The sequence below is a fragment of the Camelimonas fluminis genome (genome assembly GCF_014656355.1).
GTDB classification, from domain to species: Bacteria; Pseudomonadota; Alphaproteobacteria; order Rhizobiales; family Beijerinckiaceae; genus Camelimonas; species Camelimonas fluminis.
Genome location: NZ_BNCG01000002.1, coordinates 45,521 through 61,684, shown reverse-complemented (window position 1 = coordinate 61,684; position 16,164 = coordinate 45,521). Strand labels below are relative to the sequence as shown.

Here is a 16,164-nt window from a genome sequence, read left to right as displayed (position 1 = left end):
CCATTTGATCGAGCCAGACACATGCCCACAGACGTATTGATGCCAGCGCTGTCCCCCACGATGGAAGAAGGCAAGCTGAGCCGTTGGCTGAAGAAGGAAGGCGACGCCGTCAAATCCGGCGACGTCATTGCTGAAATCGAAACCGACAAGGCCACCATGGAAGTGGAGGCGGTCGATGAGGGCGTGCTGGCCAGGATCCTGGTGCCGGAAGGCGCCGAAGGCGTGAAGGTCAACACCCCCATCGCCGTCATCGCCGCCGAGGGCGAGGACGCATCCGCCGCCGCGACGCCGGCAGGGACGGCTAAGGCTGAAACGACAGCCGCGAAGCCGGACGCCGGCGAGGCCGCCCGGGACGAAGCGCCACGACGCCCCGCCGCGCCGGTTCAGGCGGACATGGAACTGCCAGAAGGGGTGAAAACCGTCTCGATGACGGTGCGCGAGGCCCTGCGCGACGCCATGGCCGAGGAAATGCGGCTGAACGAAAACGTCTTCGTCATGGGCGAAGAGGTGGCGGAATATCAGGGCGCCTACAAGGTCACCCAAGGCCTGTTGCAGGAATTCGGCGCGCGGCGCGTGGTTGATACGCCGATCACCGAGCATGGCTTCGCCGGGCTCGGCGTCGGCGCCGCCTTCGCCGGCCTGCGCCCCGTGGTCGAGTTCATGACCTTCAACTTCGCCATGCAGGCGATCGACCACATCATCAATTCGGCGGCCAAGACGCTGTACATGTCCGGCGGCCAGATTTCCTGTCCGATCGTTTTCCGTGGCCCCAACGGCGCGGCGTCGCGCGTCGCCGCCCAGCACAGCCAGGACTACAGCTCCTGGTACAGCCATGTGCCCGGCCTGACGGTGATCGCGCCCTTCACGGCGGCCGACGCCAAGGGCCTGCTCAAGGCGGCGATCCGTAGCCCCAATCCGGTCGTGTTCCTCGAAAACGAGATTCTCTACGGTCAGTCGTTCCCGGTGCCGGACGTCGAGGACTGGATTGTGCCGATCGGCAAGGCGCGCATCGCCCGCCCGGGCGAGCACGTCACCATCGTCGCCTGGTCGCACGCCATGTTCCATGCGCTGGAGGCCGCCGAAACCCTCGCTGGCGACGGCATCGAGGCGGAGGTCATCGACCTGCGCACCCTGCGGCCGCTCGACGCCGAAACCATCGTGGAATCGGTGCGCAAGACCGGCCGCTGCGTCGTGGTGGAGGAGGGCTGGCCCCAGGCCGGCATGGGCGCGGAAATTTCCGCCCGCATCATGGAGGAGGCGTTCGACTACCTTGACGCGCCGGTGACGCGGGTGTCGGGCAAGGACGTGCCGATGCCCTACGCCGCCAATCTGGAAAAGCTCGCCCTGCCGTCCGCCGCCGAGGTCGTCGAAGCGGCCCGCGCCGTCTGCTATCGCTGAGGAGGCCTGCGCATGCCGATCAATGTGCTGATGCCCGCGCTCTCGCCGACGATGGAAAAAGGCAAGCTGGGCCGATGGCTGAAGAAGGAAGGCGACGCCGTGAAATCCGGCGACGTCATCGCCGAGATCGAGACCGACAAGGCCACCATGGAAGTGGAGGCGGTTGACGAGGGCGTGCTGGCGAAAATTCTCGTGGCTGAAGGCACGGAAGACGTGCCGGTGAACGACGTTATCGCCATTATCGCGGAAGAGGGCGAGGACGTGGCCGCCGCCGGCGCGGCAAAGCCAAAAGCGGCGGCCCAGGAGAAGCCGGCCGCAGCCGCCCCGGCGCCGGTGACGGAGCGCAAACCCGCCGCTGCGCCCGCCATGGCGAAACAGGCCTCGCAGCCGCCCGCGCAAATCAACTCTCCCGAAGGCAAGCGTGTTTTCGCCTCGCCGCTGGCCCGCCGCATCGCGAAGGAAGCGGGCCTCGATCTCGCGGGCCTGACAGGTTCTGGTCCGCGTGGCCGCATCGTTGAACGCGACGTCCTGGAGGCAAGGAAATCTGGCGGCGCCCGCCCAGCGGCGGCGATGTCGGCGGCTGGGGCGCCGGCGCTGGCCAGCGGTTCCGACGGGGCGGCGGTCCGCGCCATGTTTGCCCCCGGCAGCTTCGAGGAAATTCCCCTCGACGGCATGCGCAAGACCATCGCCCGGCGGCTGGTCGAGTCCAAGCAGACCGTGCCGCACTTCTACCTGACGGTGGATTGCGAGATCGACGCGCTGCTGGCCCTGCGCACTGATATCAACGGCGCGGCTCCGAATGGCGAGGACGGCAAGCCGGCCTGGAAGGTCTCGGTCAACGATCTGGTGGTGAAGGCCTTCGCCGCCGCACTGCGTCGCACGCCGGACGCCAATGTCTCGTTCGCCGGCGACGCGATCCTGCGACACAAGGCGGTGGACGTGGGCGTGGCGGTCTCCATCCCGGGCGGGCTGTTGACGCCGGTGATCCGCAACGCCGACGCGAAGAGCATTTCCGTGATTTCACAGGAGGTGCGCGATCTGGCGGCGCGGGCGCAGAACCGTCGCCTGAAGCCTGAGGAATACACCGGCGGCGCCGCTGCGGTGTCAAACCTCGGCATGTATGGCGTGCGCGAGTTCGCCGCCGTCATCAACCCGCCGCACGCCACCATTCTGGCGGTGGGCGAGGGGCAGCAGCGTGTGATTGTCCGCGACGGCCAGCCAGCCGTGGCCACCATGATGACGGTGACGCTGTCGGTGGATCACCGCGCCGTCGACGGCGTGCTGGGCGCGCAGCTGTTGCAGGCGTTTCGGGCGCTGATCGAAAGGCCGGCGGCCATTCTGGCGTAAAGCATGAACGCAGAAGCCTGCGCGCTTCCCCTGCGCCGGCTTTTCATGAAACGAACCGTGGCCAGTGCTGGTTCTGGAGTCCCTGCATGTCGCGCATTGTTGTCGCTGGCGTTGTCCTTCTTGGCCTTGCAGCCTGCGCCGCGCCGCAAAGGCGGGCGTCGCCGATGCTCAATGACGCGCGATTGTCGGCAATGTCCGAGCGTGCGCAGGAGCGTCAGAAAACAGACCCTGCCGGTCCCGCCATGCGCCGCATGCTCAGCAATCGAACCCGCGTGACCATGGGCGGTGGCCACGGCGTGCAAGTCTCTTACGCGACGCCGGATGGCCGGATTTATCTCTGGTATCCGGGCAATCGCGAGGTTTTGGCCGGCCGCTGGCGCATTGTGGAGAGCAACGCGGTCGTGCGTACGCGGACCAGCGCCTACGAATTTCCACAAACCAGGGTGTGTTTCGATTACGGCATGAACTCATACAACCCCGTCACTCGCAAAAGTGGCGAAGAATGCATGCATGCGGCGATCATGAAAATGTTCGCCGGGCAGTCTGTCGCCGGCGACCGCTTTGGCCTGTCTCGCCGCAAGGCGGTTCCCCATGTTCTCAAGCCCACGGACAGGATTGACCTGGGCGCCGGCTCTGCTGGAGGTCGTTAAATGTCTGCCTCGTACGACATCATCGTCATCGGCTCCGGCCCCGGCGGTTACGTCACGGCGATCCGGGCGGCGCAGCTGGGCTTCCGCACCGCCATTGTTGAGCGCGAGCATCTGGGCGGCATCTGCCTGAACTGGGGCTGTATCCCCACCAAGGCGTTGCTGCGCTCGGCCGAAATTCACCATTATATGGAACGGGCCGAGGACTATGGCCTGAGCGCCGGCAAGCCTGGTTTCGATATGGGCAAGATCGTCGCGCGTTCGCGCGGCGTCTCGCGCCAGCTCAACGCCGGCGTCGGCTTCCTGCTGAAGAAGAACAAGGTCGACGTCATCTGGGGCGAGGCGACGGTCACGCGCGCCGCCGTCAACGGCAAGCCGGCGGCGATTACGGTCAAACCTTCGCAGAAGAAAGCCATGCAGCCGCAGCCGCCGGAACCGAAAGGCGTGTCCGGCCCCGGCGACTATGAGGCGAAGCACATCATCCTCGCCACCGGCGCCCGCCCACGGGTGCTGCCGGGCCAGGAACCGGACGGCAAACTGGTCTGGACCTATTTCGAGGCCATGGTGCCGCCGGAACTGCCGATATCACTGCTGGTCATCGGCTCCGGCGCCATCGGCATCGAATTCGCCTCGTTCTATCGCGCTTTCGGAACCGAAGTGACCGTCGTCGAGGTGTTGCCGCAGATCCTGCCGGTGGAAGACGCCGAGATCGCCGCGCTGGCGCGCAAGCGGCTGGAAAAGCGCGGCGTGAAATTCCTTACCGGGGCGAAGGTCACCGGCCTTGATCGCAAAAAGGACAGCGTCGTCGCCACCATCGACGATGGCAGGGCGCAGCAGAAGATCGAGGTTTCCCGCGTGCTCGCCGCCGTCGGCGTTGTTGGCAATATCGAGAATCTGGGCCTGGAAAAGCTGGGCGTGAAGACCGAACGGGGCTGCGTTGTCACTGACGGCCTTGGCCGCACCAACGCGCCGGGCCTCTACGCCATCGGCGATGTCGCCGGCCCGCCGATGCTGGCGCACAAGGCCGAGCATGAGGGCGTGCTGTGCGTGGAAGCCATCAAGGGCCTGCCCGTTCACGCCATGGAAAAAACCCGGATTCCGGGCTGCACCTATTGCGATCCGCAGGTGGCGTCCGTTGGCCTCACCGAAGCAAAGGCAAAGGAAGCCGGCTATGATATTCGCGTCGGCCGCTTCCCGTTCATCGGCAACGGCAAGGCCATCGCTCTCGGCGAGCCAGAGGGGCTGGTCAAAACCATCTTCGAGAAATCCACCGGCAAGCTGCTGGGCGCGCATATGGTCGGCGCCGAGGTGACCGAGCTGATTCACAGCTTCGTCGTCGCCATGAACCTGGAGACGACGGAGGAGGACCTGATCGCCTCGGTGTTCCCGCATCCGACCTTGTCCGAAACCATCCACGAGAGCGTGCTCGACGCCTGGGGGCGTGCGATCCACATCTGACCGGCTGGCCGGAAACCAGGATGGCCGCAAGCTGTGGCCTGAGGGACGCGAACCGTTCAAATCTCGCGCGAAACCGGGTTTGCGGCTTGAACGCCGGTCGTGTCAGGGCTCTGTTTGAGAATGTCCGCCAATCGGACGATTCCGCCAGAGGTTTGCGTGGATCACGCCCGGAAACGAACAGGCCGAACAGGAGAGCAGCATGGAAACACAGGTCTATGGCGCCCTCGGGCAACCAGGCGTTGGCTTCATCATGGCGATTGTTGTCGGCGCGCTCGCCGGCTGGATCGCAGAGAAGGTCACCAACGCCGACATGGGGTTCTTCTCGAACATCCTGATGGGCATTATCGGCGGCGTGGTCGGCAATTTCCTTGCCCGCCAGCTTGGCATGATGGTCTACGGCTTCTGGGCCAATCTCGTATCCGCCATCGTCGGCGCGGTGATCATCATCTGGGCCTACCGCGCCATTCGCGGGCGATCGTAAGCAAAAGCCTGGCCGGGTCCTGCTGGCCGGGCGGCGAACGGTTGAAAAGCCCTGCCGTCAGGACCAGATGAGATCATCCGCGCATGGAGCGCGGTCTACCGGGTGAAGCCATATCGTTCATATGGGAACCGATAAGGCTTCTGGCTGGCGCGTGCGCCGGCAGCCGGCGCGGGGTTGCCAGTCACGGCAAGGGAAACGTCCGTAATCGTTGGCGATTTTCGCTCCAGGTGCTAAACCGGCGAAAGCGCCAGCCAGATCCGTCGCCCCCCATGCGGGGGCGTGTATCGGTATGAAGTCGCCCCCCATGCGGGAGCGCGGAGCCCGTTTATGGCCGTTGTACTCGATCTCCTGAACAGGGACCCTCGCCCGAAGGCAGACGCCGATGCCCCAGCGGCGCCGCGGCACCCGGAAAAGGCGCACCGCCCGGACCAGCCGGTGCAGCAACGCAAACCGGAGTGGCTCCGCGTCAAGGCGCCCGGTTCCGCCGCCTGGGCGGCGACCAACCGCATCGTCCGCGACAAACGTCTGGTCACCGTCTGCGAAGAGGCCGGATGCCCCAATATCGGCGAATGCTGGGAGAAGAAGCACGCCACCTTCATGATCATGGGCGACACCTGCACCCGCGCGTGCGCTTTCTGCAACGTGAAGACCGGCATGCCGCAGCCGCTGGACCTGGATGAGCCGGCCCGCGTCGCCGACGCCGTCGCCAGCCTTGGCCTGTCGCACGTGGTCATCACATCGGTGGACCGCGACGACCTGAAGGACGGCGGCGCCCTGCATTTCGCCAACGTCATTCATGCCATCCGCGCCGCCGCGCCCGGGACGACCATTGAAATCCTCACCCCCGATTTCCTGCGCAAGCCGGGAGCGCTGGAGGTGGTGGTCGCGGCGAAGCCAGACGTGTTCAACCACAATCTGGAAACCGTGCCGTCGAAATATCTGAAGGTGCGGCCTGGCGCGCGCTACTTCCATTCCCTGCGGCTGTTGCAGCAGGTGAAGGAGCTTGATCCGGCGATCTTCACCAAATCCGGCATCATGGTTGGCCTTGGCGAGGAGCGGAACGAGGTTCTCCAGCTCATGGACGACCTGCGGAGCGCCGAGGTCGATTTCATTACCATTGGCCAGTATCTGCAGCCGACGCGCAAGCATCATCCCGTGATCCGCTTTGTCACGCCGGATGAGTTCCGCGCCTATGAGACCACCGCGCGAGCCAAGGGCTTTCTCATGGTCGCATCCACGCCGCTGACCCGCTCGTCACACCATGCCGGCGAGGATTTCGAACGCCTGAAGGCGGCGCGAGCCGGGCAGGCGACGCGTTAGCGGTCTGTTTCCGGCACCCACGTCTCTCGACACAGGGCGTTGGGCCGCATGTCGAGAACAAAAAGGCCACGGGCAACCTGTTGATTTTGTAGTTTAATTCTCCCCGTCAGAGCATTTTCTGGAAAAGTTGAGCCCACTTATCGTGAAGACAATGCGTCATGAAAGAGATGGCGCATTTCAGGCGAACTGGTTTTCACCGAAATGCTCCGGCCCGCCAGGATTTAGCGACTCGCCAGCATTTCTGGAAACGGCTTTGGGAGCGCTGGCGATGGGGCGAGATTCCCGGCGGGCGGCGGGTTTCCACTTTCCGGCTCGATGGCTTATGTCTGCGCCACCCCAATCCACACGATCCTGGACCCCTGCCGGATGCCATCCTTCACCACCACGCGCACCGTAGGCTACACGCCGGAGCAGATGTTCGCCCTTGTCGCCGACGTGGAGCGTTATCCCGAGTTCCTGCCGCTGTGCACCGGACTGCGGGTTTTGCGGCGGGAGACCGATGACGAGGGGCGCGAGGTGCTCGTCGCCCGCATGAGCGTCGGTTACAAGAATATCGCCGAGGACTTCGCCACCCGCGTTGCCCTCGACCCCGCGCGCAGCCGGATTGTCGTTGAATATGTCGATGGCCCCTTCAGCCACCTGACCAACCGCTGGACCTTCGCGCCAAGCGGCTCAGGCTGCGAAGTGCAGTTCTTCATCACCTATGAGTTCCGCAGCCGCCTGCTGGCCGGCCTGATGGGCAAGATGTTCGAGCGGGCGTTCCAGAAGTTCACCGAAGCCTTCGAGGAACGCGCCCGGACCATCTACGGTCCCGAACCCGCCATCCAGTCCTGATCTGGCGCAGGTGCGGTGAAACCCGGCTCATCAAACCTGCCCCGGTTGTTTGATGCGATGGATTTCCCGCAAAAGCCGGTCCCACGTTTCTCAAGAATGCTCCCGCGGCGTGGACGCCAGTTCGCGTCAGGAAGACCCGCCACGCCAAAAAGACCGGCCGAGGGTCCGACCCGGCATGAACGGGCTTGGCTAACGCTCACGGCGCCCCGCAACCGGCGCCGCTTGTGATCGAAGCGGCTTCGGGTCATGCTGGCTCTGCCTGAAAAGGAGAGGCCGGGACGGTTGGCCCGGCTCCCGCATACTGCCGGCGCCCGGATCATGAGTCCGGCGAACCGTCACTGCGTGTCCTGACATTGTCGCCGCTTCCGTCTATCTGCGGGATGACCGGATCCGACGCGCATGTCCCCTGGCTTCAACGCGTATCCCTTGTGAGGCCGCGAACAGGAGCTTGTCGACATGCAACAGATATCCGTCATCACCCTTGGCGTCGCTGATCCTGAGCGGGCGCTGCGGTTCTACGCGGACGGCTTTGGCTGGACGCCGGTTTTCCAGAACCACGAGATCATCTTTTTCCAGATGAATGGCCTGATGCTGGGCCTGTTCCAGCGGGCCGCGCTCGACGCGGACATGGGGCGCGTCAACGATGGCGGAGCCGCCGCGATTGCGCTCGCCCACAATGTTCTCACCCGGGAGGAGGTGGCGCCGCTGATGCAACGCCTGAGCGCCGCCGGCGGCGTGACGCTACGCGCGCCTGACGCGCCGCCACACGGAGGCTATCGCGGCTATGTGGCCGATCCGGATGGCCATGCCTGGGAAATCGCCTGGAACCCGGCCTGGCCAATCGACGCCGAAGGCCGCGTGCGCTTCGGGCTGTAGCCGGGCCATTGATCAGGGACAGGGACAGCGACAGAAACAGATGCGGGGGCGGGACGTTTCCCCCGCGTCTCTGGCGCGAAGCGCGTGAATGACCAAACCGCTTCTCCCTGACATCACGGAGCCTGACGCCATATCGCGATAATTCGCCTTTATTGGCAACGACATTCCCGCGCATTTACCATCCCTGTTTACCAGGGTTCGATGAGAACAAAACAAAAACACTCAACCTGCTTGTCGACAGAACAAACATGGAACATTCTCTATTTATGCACAGAAGGAGGTTCCCATGTTCACACTCATTCTTCGCAGCGCCGCCGAGCTCGTCGCCCTCTGCGTCTTCGTCAGCATGATCGGCATCTGGGCTGGCATTGCCGCCGGCGTCTGAGCTGCGGGCCTCATCCGCCCCCGCGCATCCCTCAACCCGGCGTGATCGACGCGCGGACGCCATGGTGAGGGATGACTTCAGCGAGGAAGGACTTTGGCGCGGACTTCGGCGCAGGAGGACTTCAGCGAGGGAGGACTTCAGGCTTCGGCGGCAAAGCGCTGGCGTTTCCCCTGAGGGCGAAAGCGGCGTCGCACTGGACCCGATTAACGCCACAACATCTGACTGACGCACCTTCCGGACGCGAACCGGAGTAGAGCTTGCCGGAACGCGCTCCACCGGCTCCGGGGCTTGGCCGGAATCGCACGGACGGTTATTCCTTGCTGGCGGCTGCGCGGATCATTCTGATCGCCGGAACCGCGTTGGCCAGCAGGAGACTGATCCATGTCATCGATCCTTCGCGAGGTCGGATTCGTGCACCTGCACGTGCATTCGTCCTACTCCCTGCTGGAAGGAGCGATGCGCATTCCCACGCTGGAAAAACTGGCGAAGGAAGACCGCCAGCCGGCCATGGCGCTCACGGACACCAACAATCTGTTCGGCGCGCTGGAGTTCTCCGAAAAATTTTCCGGCTCCGGCATCCAGCCCATCGCCGGTCTGCAACTCACCGTGGCTCTGGAAGAGGACGATCCCAATGCGCGGCCGTCGCTGGAGCGGCGACTGCCATCGATCGTGCTGCTGGCGGCCACCGAAGAGGGCTATCGCAACCTGCTGCAGCTCAGCAGCCGCGCCTGGCTGGACGCCCAGCCGGGCGAGCCTGTCCATGTGAGGCTGCCGTTTCTCACCGACCACGCCGCCGGGCTGATCGCACTCACTGGCGGCCCCAATGGCCCCGTCGATATGGCCCTGGCCAGTGGCCGGGCCGATATCGCGGCGCGCCGCCTTGGACAGCTCGCCGCCATTTTCGACCGCCGGCTCTATCTGGAATTGCAGCGCCATGGCGTCGACAACGAGCGGAGCGTCGAGCGGGAGCTGATCCGGCTGGCGTTTGATCGCGGCCTGCCGCTGGCGGCCGCCAACGAACCGTACTTTTCTTCAGGCAGCGACTACGAGGCGCACGACGCCTTGCTGGCCATCGCGGAAGGCCGGCTGGTGTCTGACGACCGCCGTCGCCGCCTGACTGAACGGCACCATTTCGCCACCCGCGCCGAAATGCAGGCGCTTTTCGCCGACATCCCGGAGGCGCTGACCGCGACGGTCGAGATCGCCATGCGCTGTTCGGTGCGCGCCCGTACCGCCAGCCCGATGTTGCCGCGATTCAGCCTGGAGATGGACGAAGCCGAGGACCTGCGCCAGCGCGCCGTCAACGGCCTCAAGCTCCGCCTCGACGGCCATGGTCCGGCGGAAGGTCTGACGCTCGCCGACTACGACAGGCGGCTGGAATATGAGCTCTCGATCATCGAGCGCATGAAGTTTCCCGGCTACTTCCTCATCGTGTCGGACTTCATCCAGTGGGCCAAGGCGCAGAATATTCCGGTGGGGCCGGGGCGCGGCTCAGGCGCGGGCTCGCTGGTCGCCTACGCGCTGACCATCACCGACCTCGATCCGCTGCGCTTCCAGTTGCTGTTCGAGCGCTTCCTCAATCCTGAGCGCGTGTCGATGCCGGACTTCGACATCGACTTCTGTCAGGACCGGCGCGATGAAGTGATCTCCTACGTACAGCGCCGCTATGGCGAGGAGCGGGTCGCCCAGATCATCACCTTCGGCACCCTTCAGGCGCGCGGCGTGATGCGCGACGTCGGCCGCGTGTTCGAGATGCCCTATGGTCAGGTGGATCGCCTGACCAAACTGGTGCCGCAGAACCCGGCCAATCCGGTGACGCTGGCCCAGGCCATCGCCGACGAGCCGCGTCTGTCGGAAGCCGCCCAGGAAGATCCGGTGGTCGGCCAGATGCTGACCGTGGCGCAGAAGCTGGAGGGCCTGCACCGCCACGCCTCAACGCACGCCGCCGGCATCGTCATCGGCGACCGCCCGCTGGAGCAGCTGGTTCCGCTCTACAAGGATCCAAAATCCGGCATGCGCGTCACCCAGTTCAATATGAAATGGGTGGAGCAGGCCGGTCTTGTGAAGTTCGACTTCCTTGGCCTCAAGACGCTCACGGTGCTGCGCACCGCGGTCAATCTGCTGGCGCAACGCGGCGTCGAGGTGGATCTGTCGACCATCCCGCTGGACGACCGCAAGACCTACGAGCTTCTCGGGCGGGGCGAAACAGTCGGCGTGTTCCAGGTGGAATCGGTCGGGATGCGCAAGGCGCTGGTGGACATGCGCGCCGACCGGCTCGAGGACCTGATCGCTCTCGTCGCCCTGTACCGACCGGGCCCGATGGCCAACATCCCGGTGTATTGCGAGCGCAAACACGGCAAGGGCGAACCGGAGGAGCAGTGGTATCTGCACCCCAAACTGGCGCCAATCCTGCGCGAGACCTTCGGCATCATCGTCTATCAGGAGCAGGTGATGCAGGTGGCGCAGGAGCTGTCCGGCTACTCGCTGGGCGAAGCCGACCTGCTGCGCCGCGCCATGGGCAAGAAGATCAAGGCGGAGATGGACTCCCAGCGCGTCCGCTTCGTAGACGGCGCTGAAGAGGCGGACATCCCAAAGGCGCTGGCGGACGAGATTTTCGACCTGCTGGCCCGCTTCGCCGACTACGGCTTCAACAAGAGCCATGCGGCGGCCTATGCGCTGGTCGCCTACCAGACGGCCTATCTGAAGGCCAATTACCCGGTGGAGTTCCTCGCGGCGCTCATGGCGCTCGACATGGACAACACCGACAAGCTGTCGGAATTCCGCCGCGACGCCGAGCGACTGGGCGCGAAGGTGGAGCCGCCGTCCATCAACCGCTCGGGCGTCACCTTTGAGGTGGAGCATCGCGACGACGCCAGCATCATCCGCTACGCCCTGGCGGCGGTGAAGGGCGTTGGCGTCCAGGCGGTGGAGGCCATTGTCGCGTCCCGTGGCGACCGGCCATTCCGCGATATGGCCGACTTCGCCTCGCGGCTACAGCCGCGCCTCGTCAACAAGCGCACCATCGAGGCGCTGATCGCCGCTGGCGCGTTCGACGAACTGGAGAAGGACCGGGCTCGCGCCACCGCCGCCATCGAAGCGATGATCGCCATGGCCAACCGCACGCAGGAGGCGGCGGCGATCGGCCAGAATGATTTCTTCGGCGGGGCCGGATCGACGCCTGAGCCGCTGCGCATTCCGGATTACGAACCGTGGCTGCCAGCCTTCCGCCTGCAAAAAGAATATGACGCCATAGGCTTCTTCCTGACGGGTCATCCACTGGATGAATATGGGGCCTTGCTGGAAAAGCTGCGCGTGCAACGCTGGACCCAGTTCGTCCGCTCGGTGAAGGCCGGCAGCGGCGTTGGCCGCGTCGCCGCCACGGTGCTCGACCGGCAGGAGCGCCGCACCAAGAGCGGCTCCAAGATGGGCATCATCAATTTCTCCGACCAGTCGGGGCAGTTCGAGGCCATTATCTTCAGCGAAGGCCTGAGCCATTTCCGCGATCTGCTGGAGCCAGGTCGGCCGCTGGTGCTGATCCTGCAGGCGTCGCTCGAAGGCGAAGAGGTGCGCGCCCGCATCCAGAGCGTCGAGCCGCTCGACGCCGCCGTCGCCAAACACCAGAAAGGCCTGCGCATCTTCCTGCGCGATGAGCGGCCCGTCGCCAGCATCGCCCAGCGCCTGCGCGAGCGCGGCGAGAGCGAGGTTTCGCTGATCCTGATGCTTGAGGATTCGGGGCGCGAGGTCGAGGTGAAGCTGAAGGGCCGCTACCTGGCTTCGCCCCAGGTCGCCAGCGCCCTGCGCGCCATCTCGGGCGTTGTCGACGTACAGATGATGAGCTGATGTTAGCAAATGAGATTTATAAATATCTATAATTATCTGATTTAATTAAATTTTAAAGCGATTAGACCGCTGTATCCGCCTACAGAAAACCTGCGCTTTCCATGCGTCGCGCCTGACCGGCTGGCAAAGACGCGGATACCCGCGACACGCGCGGGCACGACATTGGAGAGCGTCCGGACATGCTGGAAGCTGGTCGACGCCATACTGGGATCGCAACTGCCTGACGCTCCCAGGATGGCGTCGCCCGCGTGCAGCGCGATCCGGTCTGCCGTTTGCATGCCGCCGGTCTGACGCCTTTTTGCGCGACGCCAACGTTGTTTCGTTTTGACAGAAAACTTATTTAATCATTTGATATCAAATAATTATTTCAACATTACCTGCCGCCATGGCGGCGGCATGTCTGAAATCCATGTCCGCCGGGCCGGCCCATCCGCTTGCCTTGCGGCGCGCAGCGTAGAAGATGGGGCCACTTTTCGTTTGCCGCCTGATCTGGCTTTCCTGGCTCCGGCGGCGTTTCGCCCATCTTCAGCAACGGTGAAGCATGATCCGCACAGCGCTTTACACGGGATCGTTCGATCCGGTCACCAACGGCCACATTGACGTCATCCGCGCGACCTGCGCCATGGTCGACCGCCTGGTCGTCGCCATTGGCGTTCACCCGGGCAAGACGCCGCTGTTCACCGTGGCCGAGCGCGAGCAGATGCTGCAGGAGGAGTGCGGCGCCATCGCCGCCCGCTTCAACACCCGGCTGGACGTGGTGACCTTTGGCGGCCTCGCTGTGGACGCCGCCCGCGAGGTCAAGGCCAACATCATCATTCGCGGCCTCCGCGATGGGTCCGACCTCGACTATGAGATGCAGATGGCCGGCATGAATGGAGCCATGGCGCCTGAGGTGCAAACGGTGTTCCTGCCCGCATCGCCGGCCGTGCGCCCGATTACCGCCACGCTGGTTCGCCAGATTGCGGCGATGGGCGGCAATGTGGGTCTTTTCGTTCCGGAAGGCGTGGCGAAGCGCCTTGCGGAAAAGCGGGCCGCTCGCGGCTGAACGACAACCGGTTTCTGGCGCTGGCCGGCCCGGCGCTGCATGAGGAGCACCTCGCGTGAAGCACACAATCGCACTGGCGCTGGCCGCCTCCCTTTCGTTTGGCCTGTTCGCGGCGCCTGCTTTCGCCCAGGGCGGCAAGGACGCGGGCAAGGATGGGGCGAAGGACGCCCACACCGTGCTGCTCGACACCAAGGATGGTCGCGTCACCATCAAGCTGCGGGCTGATCTTGCGCCGAAGCACGCTGAGCAGATTGAAGCGCTGACCAAACGCGGCTTCTATAACGGCATCGTCTTTCATCGGGTGATCGACGGCTTCATGGCCCAGACGGGCGATCCCACCGGCACCGGCGCCGGCGGCTCCGATCTGCCGAACCTGCCGGCGGAATTTACGGACAAGGCGCATTTTGTCCGTGGAACCGTTGGCATGGCCCGCGCATCGTCGCCGGATTCCGCCAATTCCCAGTTCTTCATCATGTTCGACAAGGCGCCTTCGCTGGATGGCAAGTACACCATCGTCGGCGAGGTCACCTCGGGCATGGACGTGGTCGACAAGATCAAGAAGGGCGACAAGGCCCGCAACGGCCTTGTCGAGAACCCGGACAAGATCGTGAAGATGCAGATGGCGCCGGCGGCGAAATAATCCTGCCCTGACATGAATCCACCCGGTTGCCCCTGAGGGAACGCCGCCGCTCTGGCGCGGTTTCCCTCACGCGGCCAGATCCGGGCACTCGACATCAGCCGGGCGCGCCGTTAACAGGCGCAGCAGGCCAACAAGGCGGCCCCAAACGGCAAGCCTCACGAGGAACGAGACCATGAGCGACAAGGACAACACCCTGACCCTCGAGACGACCAAGGGCCGCGTGGTTATCGCCCTGCGTCCGGATCTGGCTCCCCTGCACGTGGAGCGCATCAAGACGCTGGCCGGACAGGGTTTTTATGACAATGTCGCGTTCCACCGCGTCATTGAAGGCTTCATGGCGCAGACCGGCTGCCCGCATGGCACCGGCACCGGCGGCTCCAGCCTGCCGGACCTGAAGGCCGAATTCAGCAATGAGAAGCACGTTCGCGGCACCTGCTCCATGGCCCGCACCGCCAATCCCAATTCGGCCAATTCGCAGTTCTTCATCTGCTTCACCGATGCGCCGTGGCTCGATCGCCAGTACTCTGTCTGGGGTCAGGTGACCGAAGGCATGGACGTCGTCGACCAGATCAAGCGCGGCGAGCCGGTGGCCAACCCGGATCGCATCGTCAGCGCCCGCGTCGGCGCCTGATCGCGGCGCTGTCGCGCCCGCGATGCTCTGTCGGGATGGACGCGGCGACGCGCCCGTCCCGTTGTGTTTGGGGTTTAAAATCAGCACTTCCGAAAGCCGCTTCGCGTGAAAGTTGACCTGTTCGATTTCGAGCTTCCCGAAAGCGCCATCGCCGTGCGACCGGCTGAACCGCGCGATGCGGCGCGGCTGCTGCGGGTGGTTCCATCGAAAGACGGGGCCAGCCCGGAGTTGAGCGACTGGCAGGCGCGCGACCTGCCAAACCTGCTGCGGCCTGGCGATTTGCTGGTGCTGAACGACACCAGGGTCATTCCGGCGCGACTCACAGGCCTGCGCCTGCGCGGCGACAACGCCTCACGCATCGAGGCGACCCTGCACATGCGCGAGGCGCCGGACGCCTGGCGCGCCTTCGCCCGGCCAGCCAAGCGGCTGGCGGTGGGCGACCTGATCCGCTTCGGCGCCCACGCCGCGTCAACCGACGCCGACCACGGCGCCGCCTGCGCCCTCGGCCAGTTGGAGGCGCGGGTGGAGGAAAAGGGCGAGGGCGGCGAAGTGCTGCTGCGGTTTTCGCTCTCCGGCGCCTATCTGGATGAAGCGCTGGAACTGGTCGGCGTCATGCCGTTGCCGCCCTACATCGCCAGCAAGCGCCCGGAAGACGCCCGCGACCGTTCGGACTACCAGACGGTCTACGCCCGTGAGGACGGCGCCGTGGCGGCGCCGACCGCGGGTCTGCATATGACGCCGCGCCTGTTCGACGATCTGAAGGCGGCCGGCGTCGACCATGTCTTCGTCACCCTGCATGTCGGGGCCGGAACTTTCCTGCCGGTGAAGGCGGACGACACCGACGACCACCGCATGCACGCCGAACGGGGCGTCATCACCGCCGAAACGGCGGCGCGCATCGCCGCGACCCGCGCCGCTGGCGGCCGCATCGTCGCTGTCGGCACCACATCGCTGCGTCTGCTGGAAAGCGCCGCGGCTGCGGACCCGGATGGGGTGGTGCGGGCGTGGAGCGGCGCCACAGACATCTTCATCACGCCCGGCTTCCGGTTTCGGGCCGTCGATGTGCTGATGACCAATTTCCATCTGCCGCGCTCGACCCTGTTCATGCTGGTCAGCGCCTTCAGCGGTCTCCCGGCCATGCGCGCCGCCTATGCCCACGCCATCGCCGCCGGCTACCGCTTTTACTCATACGGCGACGCCAGCCTGCTGTTCAGGGCAGATTCCGGCGAAACCGCCCCATCGCTCTGATTTGACACATTTTT

The 16,164-nt window shown here is 64.9% G+C and carries 13 protein-coding genes; all 13 read left to right on the top strand.

Annotated elements, in window-relative coordinates; all coding sequences use genetic code 11:
• Positions 1-21 precede the first annotated feature (21 nt).
• Entirely contained in the window at positions 22-1,398 is a 1,377-nt protein-coding gene (locus tag IE243_RS03595) for a pyruvate dehydrogenase complex E1 component subunit beta (RefSeq protein WP_191317988.1), read from the top strand.
• Between the two features lie 12 nt (positions 1,399-1,410).
• Positions 1,411-2,745 (top strand): pyruvate dehydrogenase complex dihydrolipoamide acetyltransferase, encoded by a 1,335-nt coding sequence (locus tag IE243_RS03590; protein WP_191317987.1) that lies wholly within the window; start codon positions 1,411-1,413, stop codon positions 2,743-2,745.
• 164 nt (positions 2,746-2,909) lie between these two features.
• On the top strand, positions 2,910-3,395 hold the full coding sequence (locus tag IE243_RS03585; protein WP_191317986.1) for a hypothetical protein: 486 nt from the start codon (positions 2,910-2,912) through the stop codon (positions 3,393-3,395).
• Positions 3,396-4,850: a dihydrolipoyl dehydrogenase gene (gene lpdA, locus IE243_RS03580; protein WP_191317985.1), complete on the top strand. Its 1,455-nt coding sequence runs from the start codon at positions 3,396-3,398 to the stop codon at positions 4,848-4,850.
• Positions 4,851-5,049: 199 nt separating this feature from the next.
• Positions 5,050-5,331, top strand: coding sequence for a GlsB/YeaQ/YmgE family stress response membrane protein (locus tag IE243_RS03575; protein WP_191317984.1), 282 nt, complete (start codon positions 5,050-5,052; stop codon positions 5,329-5,331).
• Between the two features lie 327 nt (positions 5,332-5,658).
• Positions 5,659-6,651, top strand: a complete 993-nt coding sequence (lipA, locus tag IE243_RS03570) for a lipoyl synthase (protein WP_191317983.1) — start codon at positions 5,659-5,661, stop codon at positions 6,649-6,651.
• 366 nt (positions 6,652-7,017) lie between these two features.
• Positions 7,018-7,485, top strand: coding sequence for a type II toxin-antitoxin system RatA family toxin (locus IE243_RS03565; protein ID WP_191317982.1), 468 nt, complete (start codon positions 7,018-7,020; stop codon positions 7,483-7,485).
• Between the two features lie 456 nt (positions 7,486-7,941).
• Complete coding sequence (locus IE243_RS03560; RefSeq protein WP_191317981.1) at positions 7,942-8,361, top strand: VOC family protein; 420 nt, start codon at positions 7,942-7,944, stop codon at positions 8,359-8,361.
• 766 nt (positions 8,362-9,127) lie between these two features.
• Positions 9,128-12,586, top strand: coding sequence for a DNA polymerase III subunit alpha (gene dnaE, locus IE243_RS03555; RefSeq protein ID WP_191317980.1), 3,459 nt, complete (start codon positions 9,128-9,130; stop codon positions 12,584-12,586).
• 541 nt (positions 12,587-13,127) lie between these two features.
• The gene (gene coaD, locus IE243_RS03550; protein ID WP_191317979.1) at positions 13,128-13,631 is read left to right on the top strand and encodes a pantetheine-phosphate adenylyltransferase; all 504 of its coding nucleotides are present in this window, start codon (positions 13,128-13,130) and stop codon (positions 13,629-13,631) included.
• Positions 13,632-13,686: 55 nt separating this feature from the next.
• Complete coding sequence (locus IE243_RS03545; protein WP_191317978.1) at positions 13,687-14,271, top strand: peptidylprolyl isomerase; 585 nt, start codon at positions 13,687-13,689, stop codon at positions 14,269-14,271.
• 172 nt (positions 14,272-14,443) lie between these two features.
• A complete protein-coding gene (locus IE243_RS03540) occupies positions 14,444-14,902 on the top strand; it encodes a peptidylprolyl isomerase (protein ID WP_191317977.1) in 459 nt (152 codons plus the stop codon).
• A 105-nt stretch (positions 14,903-15,007) separates the two neighbouring features.
• Positions 15,008-16,150: a tRNA preQ1(34) S-adenosylmethionine ribosyltransferase-isomerase QueA gene (gene queA / locus IE243_RS03535; protein ID WP_191317976.1), complete on the top strand. Its 1,143-nt coding sequence runs from the start codon at positions 15,008-15,010 to the stop codon at positions 16,148-16,150.
• Positions 16,151-16,164 lie beyond the last annotated feature (14 nt).

Coding starts and splice junctions, on each gene's coding strand:
- IE243_RS03595 (WP_191317988.1), top strand. CDS start 22: ATGCCCACAGACGTATTGATGCCAGCGCTGTCCCCCACGATGGAAGAA.
- IE243_RS03590 (WP_191317987.1), top strand. CDS start 1,411: ATGCCGATCAATGTGCTGATGCCCGCGCTCTCGCCGACGATGGAAAAA.
- IE243_RS03585 (WP_191317986.1), top strand. CDS start 2,910: ATGCTCAATGACGCGCGATTGTCGGCAATGTCCGAGCGTGCGCAGGAG.
- lpdA (WP_191317985.1), top strand. CDS start 3,396: ATGTCTGCCTCGTACGACATCATCGTCATCGGCTCCGGCCCCGGCGGT.
- IE243_RS03575 (WP_191317984.1), top strand. CDS start 5,050: ATGGAAACACAGGTCTATGGCGCCCTCGGGCAACCAGGCGTTGGCTTC.
- lipA (WP_191317983.1), top strand. CDS start 5,659: ATGGCCGTTGTACTCGATCTCCTGAACAGGGACCCTCGCCCGAAGGCA.
- IE243_RS03565 (WP_191317982.1), top strand. CDS start 7,018: ATGCCATCCTTCACCACCACGCGCACCGTAGGCTACACGCCGGAGCAG.
- IE243_RS03560 (WP_191317981.1), top strand. CDS start 7,942: ATGCAACAGATATCCGTCATCACCCTTGGCGTCGCTGATCCTGAGCGG.
- dnaE (WP_191317980.1), top strand. CDS start 9,128: ATGTCATCGATCCTTCGCGAGGTCGGATTCGTGCACCTGCACGTGCAT.
- coaD (WP_191317979.1), top strand. CDS start 13,128: ATGATCCGCACAGCGCTTTACACGGGATCGTTCGATCCGGTCACCAAC.
- IE243_RS03540 (WP_191317977.1), top strand. CDS start 14,444: ATGAGCGACAAGGACAACACCCTGACCCTCGAGACGACCAAGGGCCGC.